Below are 24,418 nucleotides of genomic sequence, written 5' to 3'. Positions count from 1 at the left end.
TTCGGTCTTTCTCAGGGTTGGGCAACGATCAACTCCGTTCCGGCCTCACGGAGTGCAGTTGCCAGAGATCCTTCCGGTTGCCGATCGGTAACCAGACGGTCGATATCGGTCCAATGCGCGAACACGGTCAGCGCGCGCTGGTCGAACTTGCTGTGATCGGCGACGAGGATCGCTTCCGCGGCGCGCTTCAGCATCGCGCCATAGATGGCGCCGGCCTCATCATCCGCATCGTTCGCGCCACGGGCGCTGATGCCGGTCGCGCTCACGATGGCGCGGTTGGCCTCATAGCTGTTGATGTTGGCGATTGTCTGGGTACCGAACACGTAGCCCTCGGTCGGGTGATAGCGGCCCGGGCAGCAGAGCACTCGGATCGACGAATTCACGGCGAGCGCGCCCGCAATTGCATAGTCGTGCGTGATGACCGTGATGTCGCGCGCGCGCGAAGCCAGCCGTCGCGCGATATGGAATGTCGTGGCGCCGGCGGCGAGCATCAGGACTTCGTTCGGCAGAACGAGGTCGGCGATCACGGCGGCGATCGCTTCGCGTTCGGCGATCATGATCGCCTTGCGGTCGGTGAGGGCGGGTTCGAGCGCGAACGGACGAGAGGCGCCGCCATAGGTGCGATTGATGAGCTTCTGTTCCTGAAGCTCCACGAGGTCGCGGCGTATGGTTTCGCCGGAGACGCCAAGCACGGCCGCAATCTCGGAGGCCCGCAGAGTGGGAGCGGCGGTGAGTTGCGAGATGATGTGCTTGTGCCGCGCGATCTTCGTGAGGCGATCGCCATCGGCCTTTCGCTGCCGCTTGTCGGCCTGTGGGACGTCGCTGGTTTGTAACCGCTCGCTCGTCATTCAGCTGTCCTCACCGATCCCTGACGGATCCGGTCGTCGGCAGCAGCGATCCTTTCTCAAGGTAGGTTGGGAAACCACACCAAGTTTGTGGCAAGTCCCTCAAATTTTGAGCGGTCGATTGCCTACTATTTTCGCAAGGCGTCGCTTCGTTGTATGCAAGCCATTGAAGTTTATAGATCATCTAGGGTTGCGCGCGGCTGTGTGTCTGACGCTCCGATGTCTTTTGCCTCTGACCCGCTTGTTATTGTGGGAATTCGCACATTTCTCCAACTTAGTCGTGGAATGGCTGCGGCACGATCGCTGCAGCAACTGCTTGGGCTTGCGCAGGCGTGGGTCGGAGGAGGCGGGCGATGCAGAAGGAAAGAGAGATTCTGGCGTTGAACGCCTTTGACCAGAGCCGTGCGTCCTCGATGGACACCGAGCTCGGGGAGGCGATGCAACGACGCCTGCGATCCTTCGGCAAAGCCTCGGTCCTGTTTTACCAGGAGCCGATCCGGATGGAGCGCGCGGAAGGCGTCTATATGTTCGACGTCGAGGGCCGCCGCTATCTCGATCTCTATAACAACGTGCCCTCGGTCGGGCATTCGCATCCGCGTGTCGTCGAGGCCATCCGCCGACAGGTCGGCGTGCTCAACACGCACACGCGCTATCTCAACGATGTCGTCGATGCTTATGCGGAGCGTCTGCTGGCGACGTTTCCGCCCGAGATCGACCATGTGGTGCTGACGTGCACCGGCAGCGAAGCCAACGATCTCGCGCTGCGGATCGCGAAGGTTGCAACCGGCCGGGCCGGCTTCATCGTCACCGAGACCGCCTATCATGGTAACACCACGGCCGTGACTGACGTGTCGCCGTCTTCACGTCCCGGCCAGCCATTGCCGCCTCATGTGCGAGTGGTGCCCGTGCCTGAGATGTTCCGTAACCCGGTCGGCGATCCCGGCAAGAGCTTCGCCGACAGCGTTGCAGCTGCAATCGACGACCTCGAGCAAACGGGTGTCGGGTTCGCCGGGCTGCTGGTGGACACGATTTTTTCGAGCGACGGCGTCTATGCCGATCCGGCCGGCTTCCTGGCGCCGACCGTGAAGCTCGTCCACGAGCGCCAGGGGTTGTTCATCGCCGACGAAGTGCAGCCCGGATTCGGGCGCACGGGCGCGGCGATGTGGGGCTTCGCGCGACACGGCGTCGTCCCCGACATCGTGACGATGGGCAAGCCCATGGGCAACGGCTTTCCGATGGGAGGCGTCGCCATGAGGGCACCGCTGCTCGATCGCTTCGCTGAAGAGGTGAAGTACTTCAACACGTTCGGCGGCAATCCGGTGGCCGCGGCGGCCGGGCTTGCCGTGCTCGACGTGATCGAGGAGGAGGGCCTGATGCAGAATGCGCGGGAGGTCGGCCGCCATCTTCTGGATGGACTGCGTGACATCGGCAATCGCCACATCGAGATCGGGGATGTGCGCGGCGCCGGGCTGTTCATTGGTCTCGAGCTCGTGCGCGACCGCGAAACCAAGGAACCGGCGCCGGAACTCGCAAGCCAGCTGATCAACCGCCTGCGCCAGCGCGGCATTCTGATTGGCGCCGCCGGCCCCTTCGGCAGTACGCTCAAGATTCGCCCGCCGCTATGTTTCGGCAAGGACCACGCCGACATCTTCATCGCCGCCTGCGACGAGGAGTTGCGCGCGATCCCTCTGGCTTAAAGGGTCCGCTGAAAGGCAACTTCGCCAGACGAGACCGAAGAACTTGATCGTATATCTGGAGCGAACATGACCGCGTTGAACGATCTCATTGCAAGTTTCGCGGCCATCGGCGCGACGGAGGATGGCGGGGTCTGCAGGCTTGCGGTGACGGCCCTCGACAAGGAGGCGCGAAATCTATTTCTGCGCGAGATCGGCAATCGGGGCCTTGTCCCGAGGACCGATGCGATCGGTAACATGTTTGGCGTCGCGGTTCTTGAACCTGCGACGGACGAGATAGTGATCACCGGCTCGCACCTCGATTCCCAGCCGACAGGTGGCCGATACGATGGTGCCTATGGCGTGCTGGCGGGGCTTCTTGCGGTTGAAGCGGTCAGGGATCGCTGCCTTGCTAATCCTGGCGCCGCACGGCGTAACCTGGCTGTCGCGAACTGGACGAATGAGGAGGGGGCCCGTTTCCAGCCAAGCCTGACCGGCAGCTCGGTTTTCGCCGGCGGCTTGAGCTTGCAGGATGCGTATGCCTGCGCCGATAGCGACGGCGTCACATTGGGCGATGCGCTGGCTGTGATCGGCTATTGTGGCATCACGCCGCTCGAGCATCGTCCTGTGCGCTATGTGGAGCTTCACGTGGAGCAAGGCGATCGCCTGGAGCAAGCGGCGGGGGACATTGCCGCGGTTTCCGGCGCCTGGATGACCCGCAAGATATCGGTCGTGTTCGAGGGGGATTATTCTCATACTGGCCCGACGCCGATGGCACTGCGCCGCGATGCCTTGCGCGCATCAGCCCGCGCGATCGAAGCCCTCTACGTCGAGGTCGCGCGCGAAAATGCGGGCGCACATGCTTCCGCAGCGCGCATCAGCGTTTACCCGAATTCGCCGAATGTGGTCGCCGGCCGTGTTCGGGTGTGGTTCGAGATCAGGCATGAAGACGAAGCCGTGGTCTTTGCCATCAGCGACCGTTTTCTGAAACGGATCGAACGCGAGTCGCGCGAAATTGGAGTCGACATTTCGATCGCCGCCGACGAGAGGAGATCGGCGTCCTTGCTCGATCCAGCTGGCGTCGAACTGGTCCTGGCGGCCGCCAGCGATCTCGGCTGCAAGGCCCTGACACTGAAGACCGTCACGGGGCACGACGCATTAGCGATCCAGAAGCGCATTCCAGCTTCGCTCATATTTGTCCCGAGCCGGGGTGGGCTCAGTCACAATCCGCGAGAATTCACTGCACCAGAGGCGCTCGACAAGGGCTATGCCGTGCTGGTCGAAACCCTGTGGCGGATGGTCACCACGAGGGAAAGTTGAAGTGCCACGGCTATATTCACGTGGTGCAGTGAGTATCAGCTTCGTTCCGGCATGGCGTAGCAGCTCGCCTGGTTGACCTCCGGAGGAAGGTCGATGCAGGGGTTGCCATTGAAGAACCCCGATGGCGTCAGCTTGAAGCCCGTGGTGACGCAAGGCTGCACCGGGAAGTCTTCGATCCGGACCGGATGATGCAGGCCGAAGACGTGCCAAAGCACGATATCGGTGTTGTCGATGGGACGGTCGTTGGCGATGAAATCGGCCAGACCGCCGCTGCCGTCGGAGTGGTTCATATATTCGCCCGCGGGGTAACGCTGCTCGGTGTCGAATGCCGTGACCCATACGTGGTTCTGGACGAAGCTGGCACGCTTCCCGGAGGGCGAGTTGGCGTTGACAAAGGGGGTCACGCAATTCATCGCGTCGAGCTTGTAGCCCGTGGGCGAGCCGGCATAGTTGGTCTTGTTCGGGTTGATGACCTTCCAGTAGCGCTGACTCGCCGCGTTGGCCTTGCGTGCCGCGGTGCGTTCCGTCGTGAGCAAGGTCTGTTCTTCATAGAACGCATTGCCGTACGGGTTGTCGGGACCCTCGGGCTCAGCGACCGTATTGCACTCGACGAAGCTGTTCTGATCGCCATCGATGGCCACATCAAGCCGCGCGCAGAAAATGTGCTGGTGGATGTGACCGACCACGCCGGGCATGACCTCTCGGGCATATTTTCCGGGCTGACCCGGGATGCAGGCCGCGGTATTGATGATGCCGGTCGCCTTCATCTCGAATTCGATCGTGCCATCGATGTGAAAATACCAGTACAGGGCATATTCGTAGTTGCCGACCGTGCAGATGCAGGAAACAACGAGCTTTCGTGCGCGCCGCACTTCGGCACGATCCGTGCGGAAATCCCAGTGCTTCCACAGCAGGCCGGAATCCTCCTCGTGGATGCAGATCGCCTTTTCGATCGTCGAGACATCGCCGTTCATGGTGTTGAGGTGGACGTCGAGATACTCGATCGCACCTAGGCAGTCGCAACCGAGCGTCAGCGAGTTTGCGAGCTTTCCGATGCCGTATTCGCCGATGTCGAACACGTTCTTGCGAAAATGGCCGTTGGTCGGGCTGCCATAGGGCACCACCATCTCGACCAGCGAGGCGCGGTGCATGATCGGCCGCCCGTCGTAGCTGATGTCGTGCAAGGTCAGCGATTCCCGCGCGTTGAAGCCGATGACGAAGCGCCATTTGTCCCAGGACAGCTGATTGCCGTCGAGCCTGAAATTGACGCCCTCCGGCTGCACCACGTCAATCGGCTTCAACGGCTTGCGCTTGCTCTGGACAAATTCTCGCTCGTAATTGGCCTCTTTCATGGGGATGGGGATGACGCCGTGATCGTCGACCCGGATCACTTCCCAGGTCTTGAGGTCGATCACTGCATTGAGGCCCTCGATCGGGTGAGCGTAGAAATTCTCGTTCTCGCGCAGGCGCAGCCAGGCAAAGACGTGGCACAGGTGCCGGCCTTCTTCGCCAGGAATCGAGAAGTTGCCGGCCGACCAGGGATCGATACACACAGTCGTCATGTCGGTGATGCCGCGCCTGGCACAGCCGGCGATGAACTCGGGGTCCTGTCGCACAATACCTTCGATGGCGAGGAACTGCTCGAGTTGAATCGTCGGCCGTGCCGTCGGCACTTCCTTCCGCGACACGATCTCGTTGCTGTCCAGTGAAACCACCAATCGCGTGACGCCGATTTTCGCCGTGCTGAAGACGTTGACACGCGCGCGCCGGCTGATCGGCATTCCCGGCTTGAAATCGCGCGCCACCAATTTTTCGGGTTCGTACAGTTCGATCGTCTCGAATCGCGTATCGGTTCCGTAGGGCGGATCGCTGTTGACGATGGCCGCAACGCGGATGATCTCTGCCGGCGTCAAAGCCTGCAGCGGATGCTTCACGGCGAGGGCCTCGGCCGCTGTCGGCGAAGATGCAGCGCAGCAATGATCCAGTTCGGCTGTAACGCTCATGATGTCTCCATTGTCTGATGCGCCAAGCACAGAACGGACGCATCGCTTTACGTTAGGACGTTCTCAATCGTTCATTCAAAGGCGCGACCGAGATTCGCATAGACCGCGGGACGACGGAATCTGGTCCAGACGGAGAAGCCAAACCCGCCGCGCCGATCGCCGCCTGTATCGCTGGAAAGCAGTCCACGACCAGAGAGTCTGAACCGCTGACGACGGCGAGATTGACCGCCATCACCACGAGGCAGGCGCCGAGGCCGAGTGCGCTCAGCCCCGGCGCGATCAATCGGTGAAAAATGCCAAGGCCGCGCGGATCTTTCCGGAAAAAAACGATCGCGGCGATCGATACGATCACCTGGATGACCGAGATCCCGAGGCTCGAAAACGTTCCCATCCACGCCACGACGACCGCGTATGGGTCGTGCCTAGTGATGGCGAAAACGGCGGTGACGCCCATCGCCAGTGCAGTTTGAATTGCGCCGGCCACGTGCGATGCTCCATGATAGCCGTTGGTGCGGGCGAGGCCGCTCCACATCAGCCCCTCGTGGCCAATGGCGTAGAAGTAGCGGTTGATGGTGTTGTGGAACGACAGCGCACACGCGAAAATACTGGTCAGCAGCAGGGCATTCATGATCAGGGCGAGCACCGGCCCGAGCAGCGTTCGAATCGCACTTATATAGATCGTCGTAGTATGCGCGTTGGCCTCAGCCTGGATGTTTGACGGGCCGTAGTGAAAGGCGATCACCCAGGTGGAGAACGCGTAGAACACGGCAATCAGACTCACAGCAATGTACGTGGCCTTCGGAATGGTTCGGCGCGGGTCGCGGGCCTCTTCACCGAAGATCACGGTCGCCTCGATGCCGATAAAGGATGCCGATAAAGGATGCCGATAAAGGAGGACACGACGAACACCAGCGCGACGCCGAAGTCCTTGGCGAAGATCGCCTGCGATCCAAATGGGGCCGCGTGGATCGATTCAGGGCCGCCGCCATTTGCAAGAATTGCCAATGCGAGCAGCAGAAGGATGGCGATTTCCGCGATCATGCAGAAGCCAAGCACCTTGCCGCTGAATGCGATATTGCGGGTGCCGCAAAAATAAACCGCGATGCCCAGGCCGAAAGCATAAATCCGCCAGGCGATATCGGGCCCGCCCTGCGACTTGATGATATCGTTGGCAAAAAAGCCAAACAGGCCATAGACCGCGATATCGATCGCGTTGTAGGTCGCAAGCGCGATCTGCGCGATCTGCGCGATCAGCGCGCCGGCTGGCCGGCCGAGACCGGCCGTGATGTAGGGATAAAACCCGCCTGCGCTGCTGATGAATTTGCTCATCGCGGTAAAGCCGACGCTGAACAGCAGATAAAGAACGCCAACCAGCAGAAACGTGCCGGGAACGCCGGGACCGTTGCCATAGGCAAACGCTGCGGGCGTGACGCCGGCCACGGCCGTCAGGGGAGCGGCCGCCGCGACCACGAAAAACACGACGTGTGCGACGCCGACAGCGTTGCGCCGCAACTGGTTGGGAGCCTCCAGGTTTGCTGCCAAGTTTGCCGTCAAGTCTGCTCCAATCTGGCTTTCCTGGATCCGCCCGGAACCGGCGCTGGTGCGCAGGCCCCGGCTGACGCCCAGGCGGGGTCGTCGCCATGACACTATGCATGCCCGGGGCTGTCGGGATTGACAGTAGGCGCCAAACGCTCCGCGAGAAGCCCACCAATGTGAGTGGTCTCAAGGGCAATCCGCTGTCATTGGCGCAGTTTTTGCTAGATTTCGATCCTGGGAACCTCGAGGCACTTGATCTTAGCAATGGTGGAGATGTCTGGATCAGGAACTATCACGGCGTCTGCCGCGCAGGAGCTCCTCGTTGTGCTGGCGAGGCGGCGTCCAGGTGCTTGCGGCGTGAATGCCCGTGTCGGCATTCCACATGCGATGTTGCAGGATCCGCAGGGCATGTTGCCGCTGGTTGCATTCACGTCGATGCTGGAGACGGCGGCTTGCGAATTCGGCAACAGTACGCTTGGCCTCGAACTCGGCAAGGAATGCAGGTTGTCGTCGATCGGCCCGGTCAGTCGTCTGATGCAGACGGCGAGAACCGTGGGTGACGCGCTTGAAAAGTTCACGCGCTATTTCGGCAGCATTCAGACTGACACGCACAGTACCCTTTCGGTCAGCGATGGTCAGGCGCGGCTGGCCTATGTGATCTCCGACCACGCGGTTCGTTTCCGGGTCCAGGATGCGGGTTTCACGCTTGCCCTGGAATATTCCATGCTGGCGAACTTCCTGGGGTCCGATTGGCAACCAAGCTGCGTTGAGTTCGAGCATGCCGCAGGCGACGACCTGCCATTTTACAGGCAGCAGTTCGATTGCCCGCTGCGTTTCGAGAAGCGCGAGAATGCGCTGATCTTCCCCGCCAGACTATTGACCCGGCCGCTGCGCGACGCCGATGAAAACCTGCATGCCAGGCTTGAGGCCGAACTTGCCGGCACAATGGCGCTTCGAACCAGGCAGCTCGATTTCATCGCAAGCATCGAGGCGTGGGTCGCATCATCGCTGTGTCGATCCGACGTCACGGACATCGAGGCCGTGGCCGCCGACTTTGGCATGAGCGAGCGTTCATTTCAGCGCAAGCTCGCCGCTTGCGATATCAGCTATCTGGACATCCGTAATCGCGTGCGTTCGCGGATCGCCAGGTGCATGCTGGCTGAGAGCAGCCTGCCGGTAACTTCAGTGGCGCTTCATCTTGGTTACAGCGAGACAAGTGCGTTTTCCCGGGGATTCAAGCTCCAGACGGGTGAGTCGCCGGGTGAATTCCGCAGGCGGGAAAGGATCGCTGCCAGATAGGTCGCTCGGGCAGTGTGAATCTTACGCCGCATGTGGCCGCGGCGGTAGATCTCCGCCATGTTCGAATGCAGAAGAGGCGGTGGCTCTTCAATGTTTGCCAGCAGCTCAGTCAGGTCTGCCTCGCGGGCATCAAGACAACCAATTTTGTCTTTGTGCTGAGCGCCGGGCACATCGTCCAGGATGGCTTGGATCGTACGATCCAGATCTCGCTGGACACGCTCCAGCTTTTTGCGTTGGCGAGCAAGATATCGAAGCTGACCAATAGTCAGTGGGATCGCCGACGAGTGGTAGGGGAAGGGGAGGCCGGCCCCGATGTTCAACTGATGTCGTCGCTGCTACCGGTTGGACCTCGAAATCATAGCTGGGGGATATCGGGCCGCAATGGAACGGTCTTCCGAATTGGTGTTGTCGGTCGCTCGATCGAGAGATCTATCGATGGAGGAAGTACGCCTGCGTGCAGCTGAAAAACGCGCTCATCGAGTTGTTTGTCCGCGGTTGTCAGGCGATGCTTCAGCCGCAGATAATCGGCCCAGGTCGCCGTACGAAATGTTTCGGTCCACCGAGAAGGGTCTTGAAGGTTGCGCAACAGGGTCCATTGGCGCGCGCCGATGCGACTCTGCACGCGGCGGCGCTGGCTCATCAGGCCCAAAAAAGCCTCCAGTTTTTCCGGCGGTATTACATAGTCGACCTTGATCATGATCGGACCGCTGCGCGGCTCCAGATCAAGAGCGACCGCAGGGATATGAACCGCTTCTGAAGGAGCAATATCAGCTTCAACGCGCTCGTGGATAGGCAAGAGGATGCCAATAGCGGCAACAAGCAACAAAGCTCCGGCCGAGCCTTCCAACGCCGCTGTCAAAGAATAGTTTTCAGCTGTCGCTCCCCAGAGCCAGCTGCCTATCGCTATGCCACCATTCGTCAGTGCATAGTAGATCGAGATTGTGCGGCCGACGATCCAGCGCGGGCTTGACCATTGAACACTTATGTTGGTCCCGGACCAGCCAATAACCCATCCTGCCCCGCCCGAGGTGAGAGCGACCGCCGCCACTGAAAAAGAAGAGGTTAGCGCCAACGATACCGAACATGCCGCACAGGCGAAGCATGCCAATTTCAGTAGACCTTCCTCAGGCAAAATTCGCCTCAAGAAGCCGGAAAAGAAGCCGGCCAAAAGAGCACCGCCGCCGAAGCCGGCCATCAGGGCTCCGTAGGCGACTGGCCCACCCTGCAAATGGTCACGAACGACCAAAGGGAGGAGCGCGAGTACCGCGATTCCCGCCAAGCCAAAAAGGATGCCGCGTACAATTGCTGACATTATTTCCGCTGACATCGCACCGAAACGGACGCCGTCGCAAATCGCAGTGGTCAGCGGCTCGCGTGGTAGAGACGATGTACGAACCTGCCACCTGCAGCGCCATACCACGATCAATGGCACAGCCAGGCAAAGTGTATAGACAGCGAAGGCTGTAAGGGGCCCAAATGAAGCAAGGATGATGCCTCCAAGCGCTGGTCCGATACTACGGATCGTATTGAAGCCGACAGAAGTCAGCGTGATGGCTGCAGGAAGATCGCGCCTGTCTACGATATCGCCGACCGAGGCCTGCCAGGCAGGGTCGTTGAACGCGATCCCACAGCCAGCCAAAAAGCTGAAGCCAAGAATGACCCAAGGATCGAGAAAGCCCACGGCGACCACGGTAGTCAGTGTGGCACCTGCTGCAGTCATCAAGCATCGCGCAATCAACATGACTTTACGGCGGTCGAAGTTGTCGACGATCGCGCCGGCAACGACCGAAAGGAGGAACGGAGGCAAAGTCGTTGCGGCCTGGACGAGTGCGACCATCAGGTTCGATGATGAGATTGTCGCCATAAGCCAACTCATGGCGATCGTCTGGATCAGCCAACCGAGCCCGGATACCAGTCCGGCGAGCCAGATGGCACGGAACGTTCTATTTTTGAGGGGTGAAAACTGTGCCGATGAGATCGCGTGCGTATTTGTACGCATCACCTTGTTCATAACTTCCAAGTCATCTTTCACGAAGTACGCCAGCATTGCTCCGGTTTATCGGCGGGCGATTGCTGTCGCTTGGGCCGAGATTATTCCACTATGAACCGCGGAAGTAGGAGCGATACCGACATCTTGCGCAGAATTTCGGCCTATTGCAGGGAAAGCTTGCCGTATTCCGGCGTTTCGTCGCGATGTGTACGCATCAAGAGACCGGCATCGATCCCTCGAAGGGGCCAAAGTTATTCTGGTCGCCTCCAGCTAGATGGAGTCGAAATAGTGCTGCCATGCCCGATTTCGCGCAGGATTTACGCGCCACCCGCGCAGTATTGGCGAAAAGCCGGCTTCGAACCTGTCTATGCTCTCACCCGTGACAATTCTTAGGGCAACTCTCCGGAGGATCGCATGGCAAGCCGTCGCTCTCTTGGCATCCTGGAACTCGAGCGTGGTCTGCCGCCCGATGCTCCTCGCCCCGCGCCAAGCCTTGGGTCATTACGCCATCCCGATACATTCGAGTGCCCGATCATTTTCGAGACGGTACCTGGGGCTTGGGTCGAGAACGTCGTCCGCGGCGATCCCTCGCTCGAGCTGCCTTATGTTCGGGCGGCTCAGCGTCTCGTTGGGCGAGGTGCCATCGCGATCAGCTCGAATTGCGGCTTTTCGATCCGGCATCAGGCGGCGATCGCGGCGGCAGTGAACGTCCCCGTGGTGATGTCGAGCCTGTTATTGATTTCGACATTGCTGCGCCAGCTGCCGTCGTCCGCGAAGATCGCGGTGCTGACGTATGATTCTGCGCATTGCAGCGAGGATCTGCTCGGTGTCGAAAACGCGGCGCAGCGCGGGCGAATTGTGATCGGCGGAATCGAAGGCGGAGAGTTCTGGCACAATGAAATGAAGCGTCCCGTGCCAGCGACCAGCGTTGCCAGCATCGAATCGGACGTGGAAAAATGTGTTGGACGCCTCCGCACGGCGCACCCGGAGATCGCTGCGATTTTGCTCGAGTGCGCAGGATTCCCGATTGTCGCGCCCGCCATCCGTCGTCTTAGCGGACTGCCGGTCTACGACATCGTGAGCCTGTGCCGCGCGACCGTTGCTGCCCTCGACTGAAACTTTGGCACGAAGGGTAGTTGCTTTCGTGCGGTCGATGACCGTGCTTGGGTTCGAGGGAGTGGGGGAGTGGTGGTTCACCGCGACGGGTGGTCCGGGGCCCCGTCGCTGCTTTGGGCGTAGGGCGAGCTGGACGATATCGTCGCGGGAGGGGGACCTCGCGCAAGCGCGCATCAACTTTCTGATGCATTCGAAACCAAAATCCTGAACCGGCCCGAAAGTTGCTTCCGCCAGACTGGCTGAAGAGCGGTCGGACGCTGGATTTTCGGCTTCTGGCAATCGCATCTTCCCAGCCTCGTTTCGACTGTTCGACGGCATGTGCCCAGCGTTTTCCACCTCGCGCCAGAGCCTGCATTTCAGCCTGAATGCTGCGCTGGCCTGAAATATGCGCAGAAATCCTGCGCGATTTCCAACAATTTTACAGATTTTCATCGATCTCACGGGGTTAACCTCTGACGGTCGCGACGTGACGATTGAGACCACGGCGGCCAGGAAGCGCACCTGAGTGCAACGCACGATGGATAAGCGCTGGTTCAATGACTTCTCCGAGGACACGGCATGAAATCGTCCGCAACTGAGCCGGAAGGCGGAAAAAAATACTGGTTGCCACTCTTGGCGCCGGCATCGCTGACCCTTCTCGTGTTTCTGTTGATCCCAGCCGGCATCGTCCTGCGGATAAGCTTCTATCCTGGCAACACGACCATCGGAGCAGAAGGTTACTCGCTCGCTCAGTATGCGAAGTTCTTTGGCGACTCCCTGTACTTGTCGGTGCTTGGGGAGACCGTGGCGTATGCGTTGATCGTCTGCCTTGGCTGCCTGATCCTTGGCTTCCCCGTTGGCTATTCTCTCGCTCGCCACCCACCGGCCAAACGTCGCTTGCGCATGCTGATGGTGATCGTCCCTTTGACGCTGAGCCTGGTGGTGGTCGTGTTCGGATGGATCGTGTTGCTAGGGCGACAGGGACTGATCAACAGTTTGCTCGTGTCGCTGGGCATCGTGTCGAGTCCGCAGCACCTTCTCTTCAATCGTACCGCAGTCGTGATCGTTCTGATTCAGCAGTTCTTGCCGTTCATGATCCTCTCGGTGATGAATGTCGTCATGCAGATAGATCCCGTTCTCGAGCAAGCTTCCACCAGCCTGCGCGCAAATCGAGCGAGGACGTTCATCAAAGTGATCATTCCTCTCTCGACGCCAGGCATCCTGGCAGGATTGTCACTCATTTTCGTCATGGCCGTCTCTGCATTTGTGACTCCGCGATTGGTTGGCGGTCCACGTGCTCAAATGGTTGGTGGATTCATCTATGATCAAATCCTGAGCACATCCAATTGGCCGTTTGGTGCCGCAATGGCTTTCATTCTGCTCGCCGTAGGGTTCGGACTGATGGCGGCGCTGAACGCGACAATCATTCGTCCGCTCACGAGAGGCCTCCATGTTCGGTGACGCTGTCGACAGAATATTGGCTGCGGTGGGCAAGCTGGTTCGTGTGCTCGTATATCTTACGCTCATCCTTCCCGCCGTCATCGTCGTCGCGACGTCCTTCACGTCGGGGGACGCGATGCGTTTCCCGCCGACCGGCTTCTCGCTGCGCTGGTACTACGCGTTCTGGGATAGCTCGCTCTTCATCGATTCATTGACTCTGAGTCTGAAGGTGGCGGCGCTCGCGACAGTGCTGTCTCTTCTGTTTGGTTTCGCAGCAGCCTTCGCAATCGAGCGGTACGAGTTTTCTGGTCGAGAGCTAATGCGAGGTCTGATGCTCTCTCCGCTGCTAATCCCGGCGGTGGTCCTCGGCTTGGGGTTGATGCAGCTGCAAGTCTGGATCGGCCTAAGTCAAACTTTCCTTGGCCTGCTCATCGGACATGTGGTCGTGACGCTTCCCTATGTGGTCCGCACGCTATCGGCCGGCATGGTGTTGTTCGATCGCAATCTCGAGCAGGCCGCAATGAGCTTGCGAGCAACACCGGCGACGATCTTGAGAACAGTAACGATCCCGCTGCTGGTGCCGGCAATAATTTCCGCTGGTGTGTTCGCATTCGTCACATCCTTCGGAAATGTCAGCCTCTCGGTCTTTTTGGGCGCCGGAGGTAATGTCACCCTTCCAGTCCAGGTATTGGCCTACGTCGAGCAAACCGTAGATCCGCTCGTTGCCGCCGTGTCCTCAGTCGTTATCGTCTTCACATTAGTGGCCATTTTGATCGCCGACCGCATCTCGGGACCAAAGTCCATCATTTAAGGAGAAACATGCACACTCTTGTTCAAGATGCACGTGCGTCCAGCCAGCGGCGCGAAACGATCGTGTCCTTCCGCAACCTGAGGAAGGACTACGGCGCAAACACGGTTGTGCCGGACTTTTCGCTCGAGATTCGCCGCGGCGAGTTGGTGTGTCTTCTCGGTCCGTCAGGATGCGGCAAGACGACGACGCTACGCATGTTGGCCGGGTTTATTTCGCCGACGAGCGGAGAGATCCTGATCGAAGGCCAGGATGTGACGCGCGTTCCCGCATATAAGCGTGACGTCGGCATCGTTTTTCAGAACTACGCTCTCTTTCCACACATGACCGTCACCAAGAACGTCGAGTACGGGCTGGTCAATATCGGCATGAAGCGATCGGAAAGGGTGAAGCGCGTTGGCGATATGCTGCGCCGGGTGGAGCTGCAGCACCTTGCCGAACGCTACCCGCGAGAGCTTTCGGGAGGTCAGCAACAACGTGTCGCACTTGCCCGGGCGCTTGCCCTTCAGCCGAAAGTGCTTCTTCTCGATGAGCCTTTCTCGAATCTGGACGCGCAGCTTCGCGTACGTCTTCGAGAAGACCTGCACAAACTGATCTGCAGTCTGGAAATGACCACGCTTTTCGTGACTCACGATCAGGACGAGGCCCTCACACTGGCCGATCGTATCGTCGTCATGAACAAAGGCGCGGTGGAGCAGGTGGGCAGTCCAGAGGAGATCTACGATGCTCCAGCGACGCGATTCGTCGCCGAATTCATCGGACAGTGCTCTCTGTTGGAAGGGCAGAGTCTCGACGGAAGAGAGTTCAGAACGGACGATGGATTGAGCCTGCCAGCTTGTGGGCAGGCAGGAAGGATTACCGCCGTCATCAGGCCGGAGAACGTGAAGAAGGCGGACGAGATGCCGGGGCTACCCGCGCGCCGCGCGGTGGTCGAGGCGAGTGACTATCACGGTGCCCTTACCCGGCTCCACCTTCGCGTCGGCGGCTCCAAGCTGATCATGGATACCCAGTTTCCCGTTGGCCAAAAGCCCAACCCTGGGGAGCAGATCGATATCGCCATCGACCCGGATGGCCTTCGCTTCGTGCCCCCGATTCAATGACGTGCGGGGCAGATTTTGCCCGACGCCAGCCAAGTTTTCGCAAAGCAAAAGTAGTAGAGGAGGAGTTGATGAGAAGACGGGACTTTCTCGCGGCAGGTGCCGCATCGGCTCTGGCGGCCATCGTAGCGCCGGCAGTGCATGCTCAGCAGAAGAAGTTTTCCGGCGTGACGCTTCGGATCAATGGCTACGGAGGCACTTACGACAAGGCTCTCATCGAGGGCGTGGCGAAGCCCCTCGAAGAAAGCACAGGCCTCAAGATCGAATATATCCCTTCGAGCCCATCCGCCGACATCGCAAAGCTTCTTTCCAATAAAAGCAGCCCTCACATCGACCTCTTGATGGCTGACAGCCCGCTCATACCTCAGGCCATTGCGGGAGGCATATTGGAGACATTCGGCACGTCGGATGCCTCCAATCTTTCGCGCGTGCTTCCGGGTTTTCGTGAATTCGGCGATTACGGTGCGCCGTTCAGCGTGGCGTCGATCGTGCCGGTCTACAACGCGAACACGGTCAAGCCGCCTCTGACCGGCTTTTCGGACATCGCGCGGCCAGACTTGAAGGGGAAGGTTTCGACCATGCCCGCCAATAACTATACAGGCTGGATGGTCCTGCTTGCGCTTGCCGAGGGCAATGGCGGCTCTTTGGCAAACATGGATCCCGCTTTCAAACTGATCGCCGCGGCCAAGGACAACATCGTTGCGACACCTCCCAGCTCGGTCGCGCAACTGCAAGCCTTTACACAAGGTGAGGCGCAGGCCGGGACGTTGTGGGACGGCCGAGCCTATGAGGCGCGGAAATCGGGAACGCCGTTGCAAACGGTTGTCGCACGAGAGGGCATCTACGCCGTCACGTCGTACACGAACATCGTGCGCGGCTGCCGCAACAAGGAGGCCGCGCTGGCCTACATCAATCAGCTTCTTTCCGATCAAGGCATGCTTGCCGTACCGAAAGCGCTCCGCTACGGACCGACGACCGATGTAGCGCTCGGCGATCTGGCAGCGGACATCCTCATCAATTCTCGGGAGCGGGCGGCATTGAAGAGGCCGATCGACTGGAAGGCCTTCATGGCGCAAGGCGCAGCGCTCGGAGAGAGGATGACGAAGGAGCTGAGAAGCTGACAGCTCCGAGCCCAAGTGGATCGGTCCAGCGTCGACACTTGGATCCTCATGCGTATTCGACTTGGGGCGCCTTTTGGGCGCCCCTGGCGAGGAATCGATCGTTCCAGCACTGGCGCCCACCATGGAAGAAGATGTCTCCGCAAATGTGCGCGTCGGCAAGAAAAGTTGCAGCATTGCTGCGCCATACCCAGACGAGTCGGTGCTTTCCGCCGCTCTTTGCCTGCTACGCAGGAGCTGAGCTTCAACGCGACGCCTTGGGGAGGTGACAATGAAAACAATCGCGAACAACCTGCTTTCCGGTGTCGAGCAAGACGCAATCATCGAGATGCGTCACGCCATGCATCGCGAGCCGGAGCTTTCCAACAATGAATGGAAAACCCGGCAACGAATCCTCGAAACTCTGGAGAGATTCGGACTCTCGGGCGCGAAGACGTTTCACAACACCGGCCTCTACGTCGACATCGAAGGGTCTGCGCACGGACCGCGGCGTTCCGTCGCCGTGCGCGGCGACATCGATGCATTGCCGATCCAGGAAACGCGAGACGACCTGTCCTACCGCTCGCAAGTTCCCGGTTTGATGCACGCCTGCGGCCACGATATGCATGCATCGATCGCCATGGGTACCGCGCTCGCATTCCACCGGATGCGCGAGAATTTTTCCGGCAAGCTTCGCGTGTTTTTCCAACCTGCCGAGGAAGCTGAGCCGCTCGGTGGCCGTTCGGTGGCCGAAGAGGGCTTGCTCAGCGGGTTCGATGCTGCCATCGGCTTTCACGTCAAGACCGATCTGCCCGCCGGCGTGTACGGTGCACGCGCAGGCGCAGTGACCAAGTCAGCCGATCAATTCGCGCTCAAGCTCATCGGAACGATGGCACATGGCGCCAGGCCGCATGCCGGGGTGGATGCAATCGCGATGGCAGGCGCGTTCATCAACGAGGTCCAGAAAGTCGTATCGCGCGAAATGCCTTTCGACGATGGTGCGATCATCACGATCGGCACGATCGCCGGGGGCGAGGCCACGAACATCATTTGTCCTTCCGTCGCCATGACGGGCACGATCAGGACGAGCAGTGCGGAGCGGAGAACGCTCTTGGTTCAGCGCGTTCGTGAAATAGCGGAAGGCGTCGCCGCCATGCACCGGGGGAAAGCGGAATTTTCCCACAGATTGGGCGAGCCGCCTGTCGTAAATGATACTGACATGGTCGAACGCTTTCGACGACTTGTCGTCGAGACGGTTGGCGAAGACAAGTTTTCCGACAAGAAGTCGCCGATCGCCGGCGGCGGCAGTGATGACTTCGGCTTCTATTCCGCCTGCGTACCTTCGATCTATTTCTGGTTTGGTAGCGAAGAACGGGGCAATCAGTCCGGCGTGCATACGCCGACTTTCGGAGCGTCGGACAACCTGCTTGTTCCGACAACCGAACTGACGGTTCGGTACTGTCTGGAAATGCTGAATTCGTAGCGCCACGATGTTCGATCTCCCCCACAAGCCAAAGACTCTCGGACCGATGACGGTTGGTATTGCGCTAAAAAGGCCGCTCGCTTCTTCGGACGGTCGTCCGACCAGCTATGGAGTGATTTGGGGCTTCCGCCGGCGCGAGGGCCAACGTGCTCCGGCGTGCCGACACGGATCGATGACACAACAAAAGAACTCGGTAGTTCACCCAAGGAGCTGAAATCATGACAATGCCAAAAGCCTCGCAGGCGTTCCCCCGCTCTGAATATCTGCGACGATTGACTGCCGTCAAATCGGAGATGGAGCGACGCGAGGTCGAAGTCCTGGTGGTCACGGCGCCAGCCAACATCACATACCTTTCGGGATACACGTCGAAGTCCGGGTATGTGCCTCAAGGTCTGGTCGTCTCCTTGAAGGATGAGGAGCCGACCTTCCTTACGCGCCGTATGGACGGACCAGCGGCGCTCCATCAGATGTTCATCGATCGAAGCCGTGTGATCGGCTACCCGGAAGCGCTGATCGCCAATCCCGATCGTGACGGATACGACGCGATCATCGATTTCATCTTGGACAAGGGGATCGGCCACAAGGGGATCGGCCTTGAGGCGAAGCTTTTGCCGGCATCGACGGTAGAGAAGTTCAGGTCCCGGGCGGCCGAAGCAAAAATCGTCGATTGCACCAACGCCGTTACCTGGATTCGAGGCGTGAAATCGGATCTGGAAATCGCGATGATGCGCGAAGCCGCCGCCATTTCCGACGCCGGTATGCTCAAAGCCAAGGACGTCATCCGCCCGCGAGTGCGCGAAGCAGACGCATCCGCGGAGATCATAGCGACGCTGGTGCGTGGCGCGAACGGCAAGCCCGGAACGGATCTCGCGAGCTTCTTTCTATGCGCTACGCCGCGCACGTCTACGTGTCACATTCGCTGGACCGAGGACGTTCTCCAACAGGGTTCGCAGGTCAATCTCGAATTCAGCGGCGTGCGTCACGGCTATACGTCTCCACTGATGCGCACCATGTCGATTGGCAAGCCGTCAGACGTGATACGTCGGCTGCATGAAGGAGAGGTCGCCGGTCTTGAAGCTGCACTGGCGGCGGCCAAGACCGGAAGGACCTGTCACGATGTCGCAGCGGCTTTCAACACCACACTGAAAAAACATGGCTTCGAGAAGGAGTCGCGGTGTGGCTATGCCGTCGGGATCGATTGGACAGAACCGACGGCGAGCCTGAAGGAAGGTGACATGACCGTCCTGAAGCCAAACATGACGTTTCACCTCATGCTTGGAAACTGGATCGATGAAGATGTCGGCTATGTGATCAGCGAAACGTTTCGCGTGACCGACGCCGGTGGTGAACCATTTACGAAGCTGCCGCGTGAACTGTTCGAGATTTCGTCGTAACGCAACTTCAGGGGCAGTTGCGGCTGCCTGCAGGCGCGGCGATCCGAGCCTGCAGGCAAGTGCCGGGACGGCGGTTGGGGTATTCGAGCCCCGGATTGGCCGGTCTGAAAGTGGAGCGCATTCAGGTCGCCGATAAACTGTGACTAACGTCTGGTACTTGCAGTGAAACTGCGCTATTGTTCGGTCATACGCAGGAAATAGGCGAATGGCCGTCGAATACGATCGCTTGGATGCGCGCATCATGACGCTTGTCCAGAGCAACAATCGTCTGACATCCGATGAGATAGGCGAGCGGGTCGGCCTTTCCGCCACCGCCGTCCAACGCCGACTTAAAAAGCTTCGCGACAGCAGAATCATCGAGGCGGACGTATCTATCGTTTCGCCAAAGGCCGTCGGTCGCCCCGTTTCCATGTTGGTGCTGGTTTCGCTCGAACGAGAACGGGCAGACATCATTGACCGCTTCAAGCAAGCACTGCGCGCCAATGCTGAGGTCATGAGCGGCTATTATGTCACGGGAGAAGCGGATTTCGTGATCATTGTCACGGCAACCGACATGGAAGGCTACGAGCAATTCACGCGCCGCTTCTTCTACGAGAACCCGGACATCAAGGGATTCAAAACGTTGGTGATCATGGATCGGGTGAAAGTCGGATTCACCATTCCCATTGAAGCGCCCGAGGCTGCCGGCTAGGGCTCGTGTTGCCCAATCGGACTTGCAATTGGCCTCCATGCGTCAAGCCATCTGGCGCCGGCTAGAACAGCTCCGAACCTTTGTTGCTTTGCGAGCATGTGCAATGACGATTGCGATTTAGCGCTGCCATTCTGCGCAATCTTCCCCTGAGGTTTCGAGGCGTGAATTCTGGACGGTCGTCGGCTGTGCAACAGCTGCAATCGGAGTATCGGCGTCGGATCGCCGTGGTAGCCGCAATCCTGCGAAAACCGCCGATTATTCGCAGGATTAAGGAGCGAAGCGGGTCGCACTCGCTGCTTTCCTGTGAGCCGCTAGCTCTAAATTGCGGCTCACTGATGCTGAACTGGGAAGTCATCCATGAAGGGCCTCGCCCCCGCGGCACTAAAGAAGCTGAGACAGCCGGATTTGATCGAAACGAGGGCTTTTCTCGACGGTGCCTGGCGCGAAACCGGCCAGACCCTTCCGGTAACGGATCCTGCAACGGGAGAGCTCCTTTGTAACGTGACAGCTTGCAGCTCCAGCGAAGTCGATTTCGCGGTCGGGGCCGCCGCCCGAGCATTCCTGGATTGGCGTGACCGCCTGCCCAATGAGCGGGGCGCGATTTTGCGCGCTTGGGCTTCGACCATGAGACAGAATGCCGAGGATCTTGCGGTCATCATGACCTGCGAACAGGGCAAACCGCTTTCCGAGGCGCGCGGCGAAATCGCCTATGGCGCAAATTTCGTGGAGTGGTTCGCTGCCGAGGGCCTGCGCGCGTACGGCGATACGATTCCCAGTCACCTGCCGAGCAGCAAACTGTCCGTTCAGATGCAGCCGGTCGGGGTGACCCTCGCAATTACGCCTTGGAATTTTCCATCTGCGATGATTACGCGCAAGGCCGCGGCCGCACTTGCCGCAGGCTGCACGATGATCGTCAAGCCCGCTCCAGAGACGCCGCTTTCGGCTTTGGCGCTTGCAAAGCTGGCTGAAGAAGTGGGAATGCCTCCCGGCGTCTTTCAGGTCATCACTGGAGAGGCGGCACCTCTGGCCAAGAGGTTGCTCGAGCATGCCGAAATTCGTGCTTTCTCGTTCACCGGATCGACGGAAGTGGGACGCCTGTTGCTCGGTCAATCAGCTCAGACAGTGAAAAAGACATCCATGGAACTCGGAGGTCACGCGCCGTTCCTGCTGTTCGATGACGCCGTCCTCGAAGCTTCGGTCACCGGCTGCATTGGCGCCAAGTTTTCGACCTCGGGCCAGGATTGTCTGGCCGCGAACCGCATCTACGTTCAACGCGGCATCTACCAGCGCTTTGTGCAGGACTTCGCGAAGGCGGCGGCGAGATTGAAAGTCGGCCATGGCTTGGAGAGCGGCACCGAGATCGGTCCGATGACGCGCCCCTCGGTGGCAGAAAAATGCCGTCAGCACATCTCACAAGCCTTGTCTGCAGGCGCGCGCCTCGTGGCGGGCGGGCAGGACAGCCCCCTGGGAGGCAGCTTCGTCACACCCACCGTGCTTGCAGACGTCACGGACGATATGCTGATCGCAAGAGAGGAGACCTTTGGTCCCGTGGCAGCGATTCTCCCCTTCGACGATGAGAACGAGGTCATTGCGCGGGCGAACAACTCCGAAATGGGACTGGCCGCGTACGTCTACACACGAGATCTCGCGCGGGCGATGCGTGTCACCGATCGACTCGAGTACGGAATGGTTGCCGTGAACACGCCGAAATTCACCGGCGCGCCAATACCGTTTGGAGGTTGGAAGCAGTCGGGGCTCGGCCGGGAAGGTTCGAAGCTCGGATTAACCGAGTATCTGGAGCCGAAATACGTTTGCCTCGGCAGCCTTGCAGCTTGAAAGGACAACAACAGTGACGATCGATATCGCAAAGATCAGCGAATTGGACCGCCGTTCGGTCCTCCATCCTTTCACACAGCTGAAGGATTTTGCGACTGGCAAACTCGGTGATCCGACTATTGTTGAGACCGGCAAGGGCATTCGCATCCAGGATGCCGCGGGCAAGGAGTTCATCGATGGTTTTGCCGGTCTCTATTGCGTGAATGTCGGCTACGGGCGGACCGAAGTGGCCGAAGCAATTTCCAGACAGGCCTATCGCCTTGCCTACTATCACTCCTACGCCGCACATACGACGGATGAGCTTGCCATTCTCTCCGATCGCCTGGTGAAGATGGCGCCGGGCAAGATGAGCAAGGTGTTCTATGGAATGTCTGGCTCGGACGCCAACGAAACCCAGGCCAAGCTTGTTTGGTATTACAACAATCTTCGCGGCAAGCCGAAAAAGAAGAAGATCATATCGAGAGATCGTGGCTATCACGGATGCAGCATCATCTCCGGCTCGATGACCGGCATGAGCTTCTATCACGATCACATGGACCTGCCATTTTCACAGATCGTTCATACGGGCGTTCCACATCACTACTGGGGCGGACATCCCGGTGAAACCGAGGTCGAATTTTCGAAGCGCCGCGCCGCAGAGCTTGACGAACTAATTCAACGGGAGGGGCCCGAAACGGTCGGTGCCTTCATCGGCGAGCCCGTCCTTGGCACAGGGGGTATAACGCCGCCACCGGAAGGGTATTGGGAAGCCATTCAGGCTGTGCTGCGCAAACACGACGTTCTTCTCATTGCCGATGAAGTCATCACTGGGTTCGGTCGTACGGGTTCGATGTTCGGCTCTGACCGCTACGGGATAGAACCCGATCTGATCACCGTCGCCAAAGGTCTGACATCGGCCTATTTTCCACTGTCCGGCGCAATCGTCGGCGAGAAAGTCTATCAGGTCATGGAAGACGCTGCCGACCGGGTCGGCTCATTCTCCCACGGTTACACTTATTCTGGTCACCCGATCGGCGCGGCTGCGGCCAATGCTGTGCTCGACATCGTCGAGAACGAGGATCTTCCCGGCAAGGCCGACACGGTCGGAAGTTACTTCCAGGCTCAGCTGCAAGCCAAGTTCGCCCAGCTGCCGATCGTCGGAGAAGTACGCGGTGTCGGCCTCATGGGAGCAATCGAGTTTGTGGCAGATCGCGAGAAGAAGACCCGCTTCGATCCCGGGCTGAACGTCGGCGCACGGGTTTCAAAGGCGGCGCGGGATCGTGGACTGATTGCCCGGGCCATGCCGCATGGCGATATCCTCGGTTTTGCGCCTCCGCTCGTCATCACCAAGGCCGAGGTCGATGAGTTGGTGTCCATTGCGGAGTCCGCTGTTCGTTCGGTCATGGACCAACTGGTTCATGAGGGGCAAAAAATCTAGGCCTCCGGCGGGCCGCCATTCCTGGCGGCCAGCGCCACCACTTGAGCGCTATTGCGGTGGGAACGATATGGGACGAACGGCACTCATAACGGCTGGTACGGCAGGCATCGGCTTAGGGATTGCTGAGAAGCTAGTGTCCGACGGCTTTGATCTCGTGCTTACCGGCCGCGACCCGAAAAAGATGGCGGCATCGGTTCGACAGCTTGAGACCATCGCTGGCGGATCTCGTGTTTTCGGTGTCTGTTCGGATTTGCGCGACCCTCGAGATACGGAAGCTCTCTTTGACCAGGCTTTGGCACATCTGCCTCACATCGATTGCTTGGTGATCAATTCGGGCCATATGGCTTACGGAACTGTCGAGGATCTGTCTGACGATCTTTGGTGCCAGGCTTTCGAAATGCTCCTGATGAGCGCAGTGCGACTGGTGCGCAGGGCTCTTCCACATATGCGCGAGCGAGGGAACGGCGATATCGTTTTCATTACGGGCGCCGAGGCGCGTGAGCCGTCGGCACATCTCGTCCTTGCAAGCACGTTCCGGTCGGCGATCGCAAATATGGCGAAGATTCTCGCCAGGAGCGCCGCGAAGGATAATGTTCGCGTGAATGTCGTCGCCCCTGGCTATTTTGACACGGGCCGTGTTCGCGCACGCGTTGATGCACTCGCATCGGAACGCAACATTTCCCGGGCAGAGGCGATGAAAACAATCGCCGGCGACAATCCCCTCGGCCGCGCAGGTCGGGCCAACGAGATCGGCGAACTCGTCGGCTTCATATGTTCGCGCAAGGCGGAGTTCTTGAATGGTACAACGATCGTCATCGACGGGGGCAAAAGCGCCGGTTTCATCTAACCGTGACCCGCCCGCCTTCGTTGCTGCCCGTTCAATGCAGGCGCGCGTCGCTTGGACAGAGCGAACGCGCGCTGGCAATCGTGCGCGCCGTCATCGGTCTTGCGCATGGGTTGGGCGTGCCCGTGCTTGCAGAAAGGATCGAAACTGAGGCACAGATGTCGCTCCTCTCGCAGGAGGGCTGCGACGAAATGCAAGGCTATCTCATCGGACGTCCTGATCCAGTCGTTGTCGAACAAGTTGATCCGAAGCGATTGCTGGTGCGCGCCACCCCTTAAAGCCGTCTGAACAGTATAAGCTCACTACTTGCAGTTTCGGCCTCAAACGAGCTGTTCTTAGCCAACGACGATGCCCGCGCTCAGGGCTCGCGCACGTGCCGAGAAGCACTTTCTTCGGGTGTGAGGTTCGGCGGATGTGGCGGGGTCAACCTCGGGCGCCGATTTGGGGGGCGAGGGCCAAGCCGATCTACAGCGAACTCGCGTCACCGGGCGCTGAGCCGCATAAATCTTGCAACCGCCCGGGAGGAGGTAGTCCGAAGAACATTCGTCGT

Annotated in this window: 20 protein-coding genes; 15 read left to right on the top strand and 5 right to left on the bottom strand. The window is 59.5% G+C overall.

The window, feature by feature from the left end:
- Window positions 1-11: 11 nt before the first annotated feature.
- Window positions 12-848 carry a DeoR/GlpR family DNA-binding transcription regulator gene (locus tag IC761_RS30495; protein ID WP_195800348.1) on the bottom strand — a complete coding sequence of 279 codons (837 nt, stop codon included), beginning with the start codon at window positions 846-848 and terminating at the stop codon, window positions 12-14.
- A 350-nt stretch (window positions 849-1,198) separates the two neighbouring features.
- Here IC761_RS30495 and IC761_RS30490 point away from each other — a divergent pair, with 350 nt between their 5' ends.
- Window positions 1,199-2,542, top strand: a complete 1,344-nt coding sequence (locus tag IC761_RS30490; protein ID WP_195800347.1) for an aspartate aminotransferase family protein — start codon at window positions 1,199-1,201, stop codon at window positions 2,540-2,542.
- 66 nt (window positions 2,543-2,608) lie between these two features.
- On the top strand, window positions 2,609-3,838 hold the full coding sequence (locus IC761_RS30485; protein ID WP_195800346.1) for a M20 family metallo-hydrolase: 1,230 nt from the start codon (window positions 2,609-2,611) through the stop codon (window positions 3,836-3,838).
- 35 nt (window positions 3,839-3,873) lie between these two features.
- Here the strand turns inward: IC761_RS30485 and IC761_RS30480 are convergent, their stop codons facing one another.
- Genes IC761_RS30480 through IC761_RS36260 form a run of 3 tightly spaced genes read right to left on the bottom strand, consistent with a single transcriptional unit; the run spans window position 3,874 to window position 7,395 of the window.
- Window positions 3,874-5,841 (bottom strand): primary-amine oxidase, encoded by a 1,968-nt coding sequence (locus IC761_RS30480; RefSeq protein WP_195800345.1) that lies wholly within the window; start codon window positions 5,839-5,841, stop codon window positions 3,874-3,876.
- A 52-nt stretch (window positions 5,842-5,893) separates the two neighbouring features.
- Window positions 5,894-6,685 carry an APC family permease gene (locus IC761_RS36265; RefSeq protein ID WP_438265064.1) on the bottom strand — a complete coding sequence of 264 codons (792 nt, stop codon included), beginning with the start codon at window positions 6,683-6,685 and terminating at the stop codon, window positions 5,894-5,896.
- A complete protein-coding gene (locus tag IC761_RS36260) occupies window positions 6,682-7,395 on the bottom strand; it encodes an APC family permease (RefSeq protein WP_438265063.1) in 714 nt (237 codons plus the stop codon). Before IC761_RS36260 ends, IC761_RS36265 begins: the two co-directional genes overlap by 4 nt.
- Window positions 7,396-7,734: 339 nt before the next feature.
- Between IC761_RS36260 and qhpR the strand changes: the two genes are divergently transcribed.
- Window positions 7,735-8,676, top strand: a complete 942-nt coding sequence (qhpR, locus tag IC761_RS30470) for an AraC-like transcriptional regulator QhpR (RefSeq protein ID WP_195800344.1) — start codon at window positions 7,735-7,737, stop codon at window positions 8,674-8,676.
- A 355-nt stretch (window positions 8,677-9,031) separates the two neighbouring features.
- Here the strand turns inward: qhpR and IC761_RS30465 are convergent, their stop codons facing one another.
- Entirely contained in the window at window positions 9,032-10,687 is a 1,656-nt protein-coding gene (locus tag IC761_RS30465) for an MFS transporter (RefSeq protein ID WP_438265155.1), read from the bottom strand.
- 393 nt (window positions 10,688-11,080) lie between these two features.
- On the opposite strand from IC761_RS30465, the gene IC761_RS30460 reads away from it, so the two are divergent.
- The 12 genes from IC761_RS30460 (at window position 11,081) to IC761_RS30405 (ending at window position 24,146) form a co-directional block, all read left to right on the top strand.
- Window positions 11,081-11,782 carry an aspartate/glutamate racemase family protein gene (locus IC761_RS30460; protein WP_195800343.1) on the top strand — a complete coding sequence of 234 codons (702 nt, stop codon included), beginning with the start codon at window positions 11,081-11,083 and terminating at the stop codon, window positions 11,780-11,782.
- A 558-nt stretch (window positions 11,783-12,340) separates the two neighbouring features.
- Window positions 12,341-13,222, top strand: coding sequence for an ABC transporter permease (locus IC761_RS30455; RefSeq protein ID WP_195800342.1), 882 nt, complete (start codon window positions 12,341-12,343; stop codon window positions 13,220-13,222).
- Complete coding sequence (locus IC761_RS30450) at window positions 13,212-14,012, top strand: ABC transporter permease (RefSeq protein ID WP_195800341.1); 801 nt, start codon at window positions 13,212-13,214, stop codon at window positions 14,010-14,012. Before IC761_RS30455 ends, IC761_RS30450 begins: the two co-directional genes overlap by 11 nt.
- Window positions 14,013-14,020: 8 nt before the next feature.
- A complete protein-coding gene (locus IC761_RS30445; protein ID WP_195800340.1) occupies window positions 14,021-15,109 on the top strand; it encodes an ABC transporter ATP-binding protein in 1,089 nt (362 codons plus the stop codon).
- A 68-nt stretch (window positions 15,110-15,177) separates the two neighbouring features.
- Entirely contained in the window at window positions 15,178-16,227 is a 1,050-nt protein-coding gene (locus IC761_RS30440) for an extracellular solute-binding protein (RefSeq protein ID WP_195800339.1), read from the top strand.
- A gap of 268 nt (window positions 16,228-16,495) precedes the next feature.
- Window positions 16,496-17,686 (top strand): M20 family metallopeptidase, encoded by a 1,191-nt coding sequence (locus IC761_RS30435; RefSeq protein ID WP_195800338.1) that lies wholly within the window; start codon window positions 16,496-16,498, stop codon window positions 17,684-17,686.
- 218 nt (window positions 17,687-17,904) lie between these two features.
- Window positions 17,905-19,080 carry a M24 family metallopeptidase gene (locus IC761_RS30430; protein ID WP_195800337.1) on the top strand — a complete coding sequence of 392 codons (1,176 nt, stop codon included), beginning with the start codon at window positions 17,905-17,907 and terminating at the stop codon, window positions 19,078-19,080.
- A gap of 205 nt (window positions 19,081-19,285) precedes the next feature.
- On the top strand, window positions 19,286-19,771 hold the full coding sequence (locus IC761_RS30425; protein WP_195800336.1) for an Lrp/AsnC family transcriptional regulator: 486 nt from the start codon (window positions 19,286-19,288) through the stop codon (window positions 19,769-19,771).
- 357 nt (window positions 19,772-20,128) lie between these two features.
- Entirely contained in the window at window positions 20,129-21,607 is a 1,479-nt protein-coding gene (locus IC761_RS30420; RefSeq protein WP_195800335.1) for an NAD-dependent succinate-semialdehyde dehydrogenase, read from the top strand.
- Window positions 21,608-21,620: 13 nt separating this feature from the next.
- The gene (locus IC761_RS30415; RefSeq protein ID WP_195800334.1) at window positions 21,621-23,024 is read left to right on the top strand and encodes an aspartate aminotransferase family protein; all 1,404 of its coding nucleotides are present in this window, start codon (window positions 21,621-21,623) and stop codon (window positions 23,022-23,024) included.
- A gap of 133 nt (window positions 23,025-23,157) precedes the next feature.
- Window positions 23,158-23,871, top strand: coding sequence for an SDR family oxidoreductase (locus tag IC761_RS30410; protein WP_195800333.1), 714 nt, complete (start codon window positions 23,158-23,160; stop codon window positions 23,869-23,871).
- A gap of 2 nt (window positions 23,872-23,873) precedes the next feature.
- The gene (locus IC761_RS30405) at window positions 23,874-24,146 is read left to right on the top strand and encodes an EAL domain-containing protein (RefSeq protein ID WP_246791375.1); all 273 of its coding nucleotides are present in this window, start codon (window positions 23,874-23,876) and stop codon (window positions 24,144-24,146) included.
- Window positions 24,147-24,418 lie beyond the last annotated feature (272 nt).

The organism is Bradyrhizobium commune, assembly GCF_015624505.1.
In the GTDB taxonomy this organism is placed as follows: domain Bacteria; phylum Pseudomonadota; class Alphaproteobacteria; order Rhizobiales; family Xanthobacteraceae; genus Bradyrhizobium; species Bradyrhizobium commune.
This window is presented reverse-complemented; position numbering and strand designations above follow the sequence as displayed.

Excerpts from the sequence above, each read along its gene's own strand:
- IC761_RS30490 (WP_195800347.1), top strand. The coding sequence starts at position 1,199 with ATGCAGAAGGAAAGAGAGATTCTGGCGTTGAACGCCTTTGACCAGAGC.
- IC761_RS30485 (WP_195800346.1), top strand. The coding sequence starts at position 2,609 with ATGACCGCGTTGAACGATCTCATTGCAAGTTTCGCGGCCATCGGCGCG.
- IC761_RS30480 (WP_195800345.1), bottom strand. The coding sequence starts at position 5,841 with ATGAGCGTTACAGCCGAACTGGATCATTGCTGCGCTGCATCTTCGCCG.
- IC761_RS30460 (WP_195800343.1), top strand. The coding sequence starts at position 11,081 with ATGGCAAGCCGTCGCTCTCTTGGCATCCTGGAACTCGAGCGTGGTCTG.
- IC761_RS30425 (WP_195800336.1), top strand. The coding sequence starts at position 19,286 with ATGGCCGTCGAATACGATCGCTTGGATGCGCGCATCATGACGCTTGTC.
- IC761_RS30435 (WP_195800338.1), top strand. The coding sequence starts at position 16,496 with ATGAAAACAATCGCGAACAACCTGCTTTCCGGTGTCGAGCAAGACGCA.
- IC761_RS30440 (WP_195800339.1), top strand. The coding sequence starts at position 15,178 with ATGAGAAGACGGGACTTTCTCGCGGCAGGTGCCGCATCGGCTCTGGCG.
- IC761_RS30465 (WP_438265155.1), bottom strand. The coding sequence starts at position 10,687 with ATGAACAAGGTGATGCGTACAAATACGCACGCGATCTCATCGGCACAG.
- IC761_RS30420 (WP_195800335.1), top strand. The coding sequence starts at position 20,129 with ATGAAGGGCCTCGCCCCCGCGGCACTAAAGAAGCTGAGACAGCCGGAT.
- IC761_RS30430 (WP_195800337.1), top strand. The coding sequence starts at position 17,905 with ATGACAATGCCAAAAGCCTCGCAGGCGTTCCCCCGCTCTGAATATCTG.
- IC761_RS30450 (WP_195800341.1), top strand. The coding sequence starts at position 13,212 with ATGTTCGGTGACGCTGTCGACAGAATATTGGCTGCGGTGGGCAAGCTG.
- IC761_RS30455 (WP_195800342.1), top strand. The coding sequence starts at position 12,341 with ATGAAATCGTCCGCAACTGAGCCGGAAGGCGGAAAAAAATACTGGTTG.
- IC761_RS30445 (WP_195800340.1), top strand. The coding sequence starts at position 14,021 with ATGCACACTCTTGTTCAAGATGCACGTGCGTCCAGCCAGCGGCGCGAA.
- IC761_RS30495 (WP_195800348.1), bottom strand. The coding sequence starts at position 848 with ATGACGAGCGAGCGGTTACAAACCAGCGACGTCCCACAGGCCGACAAG.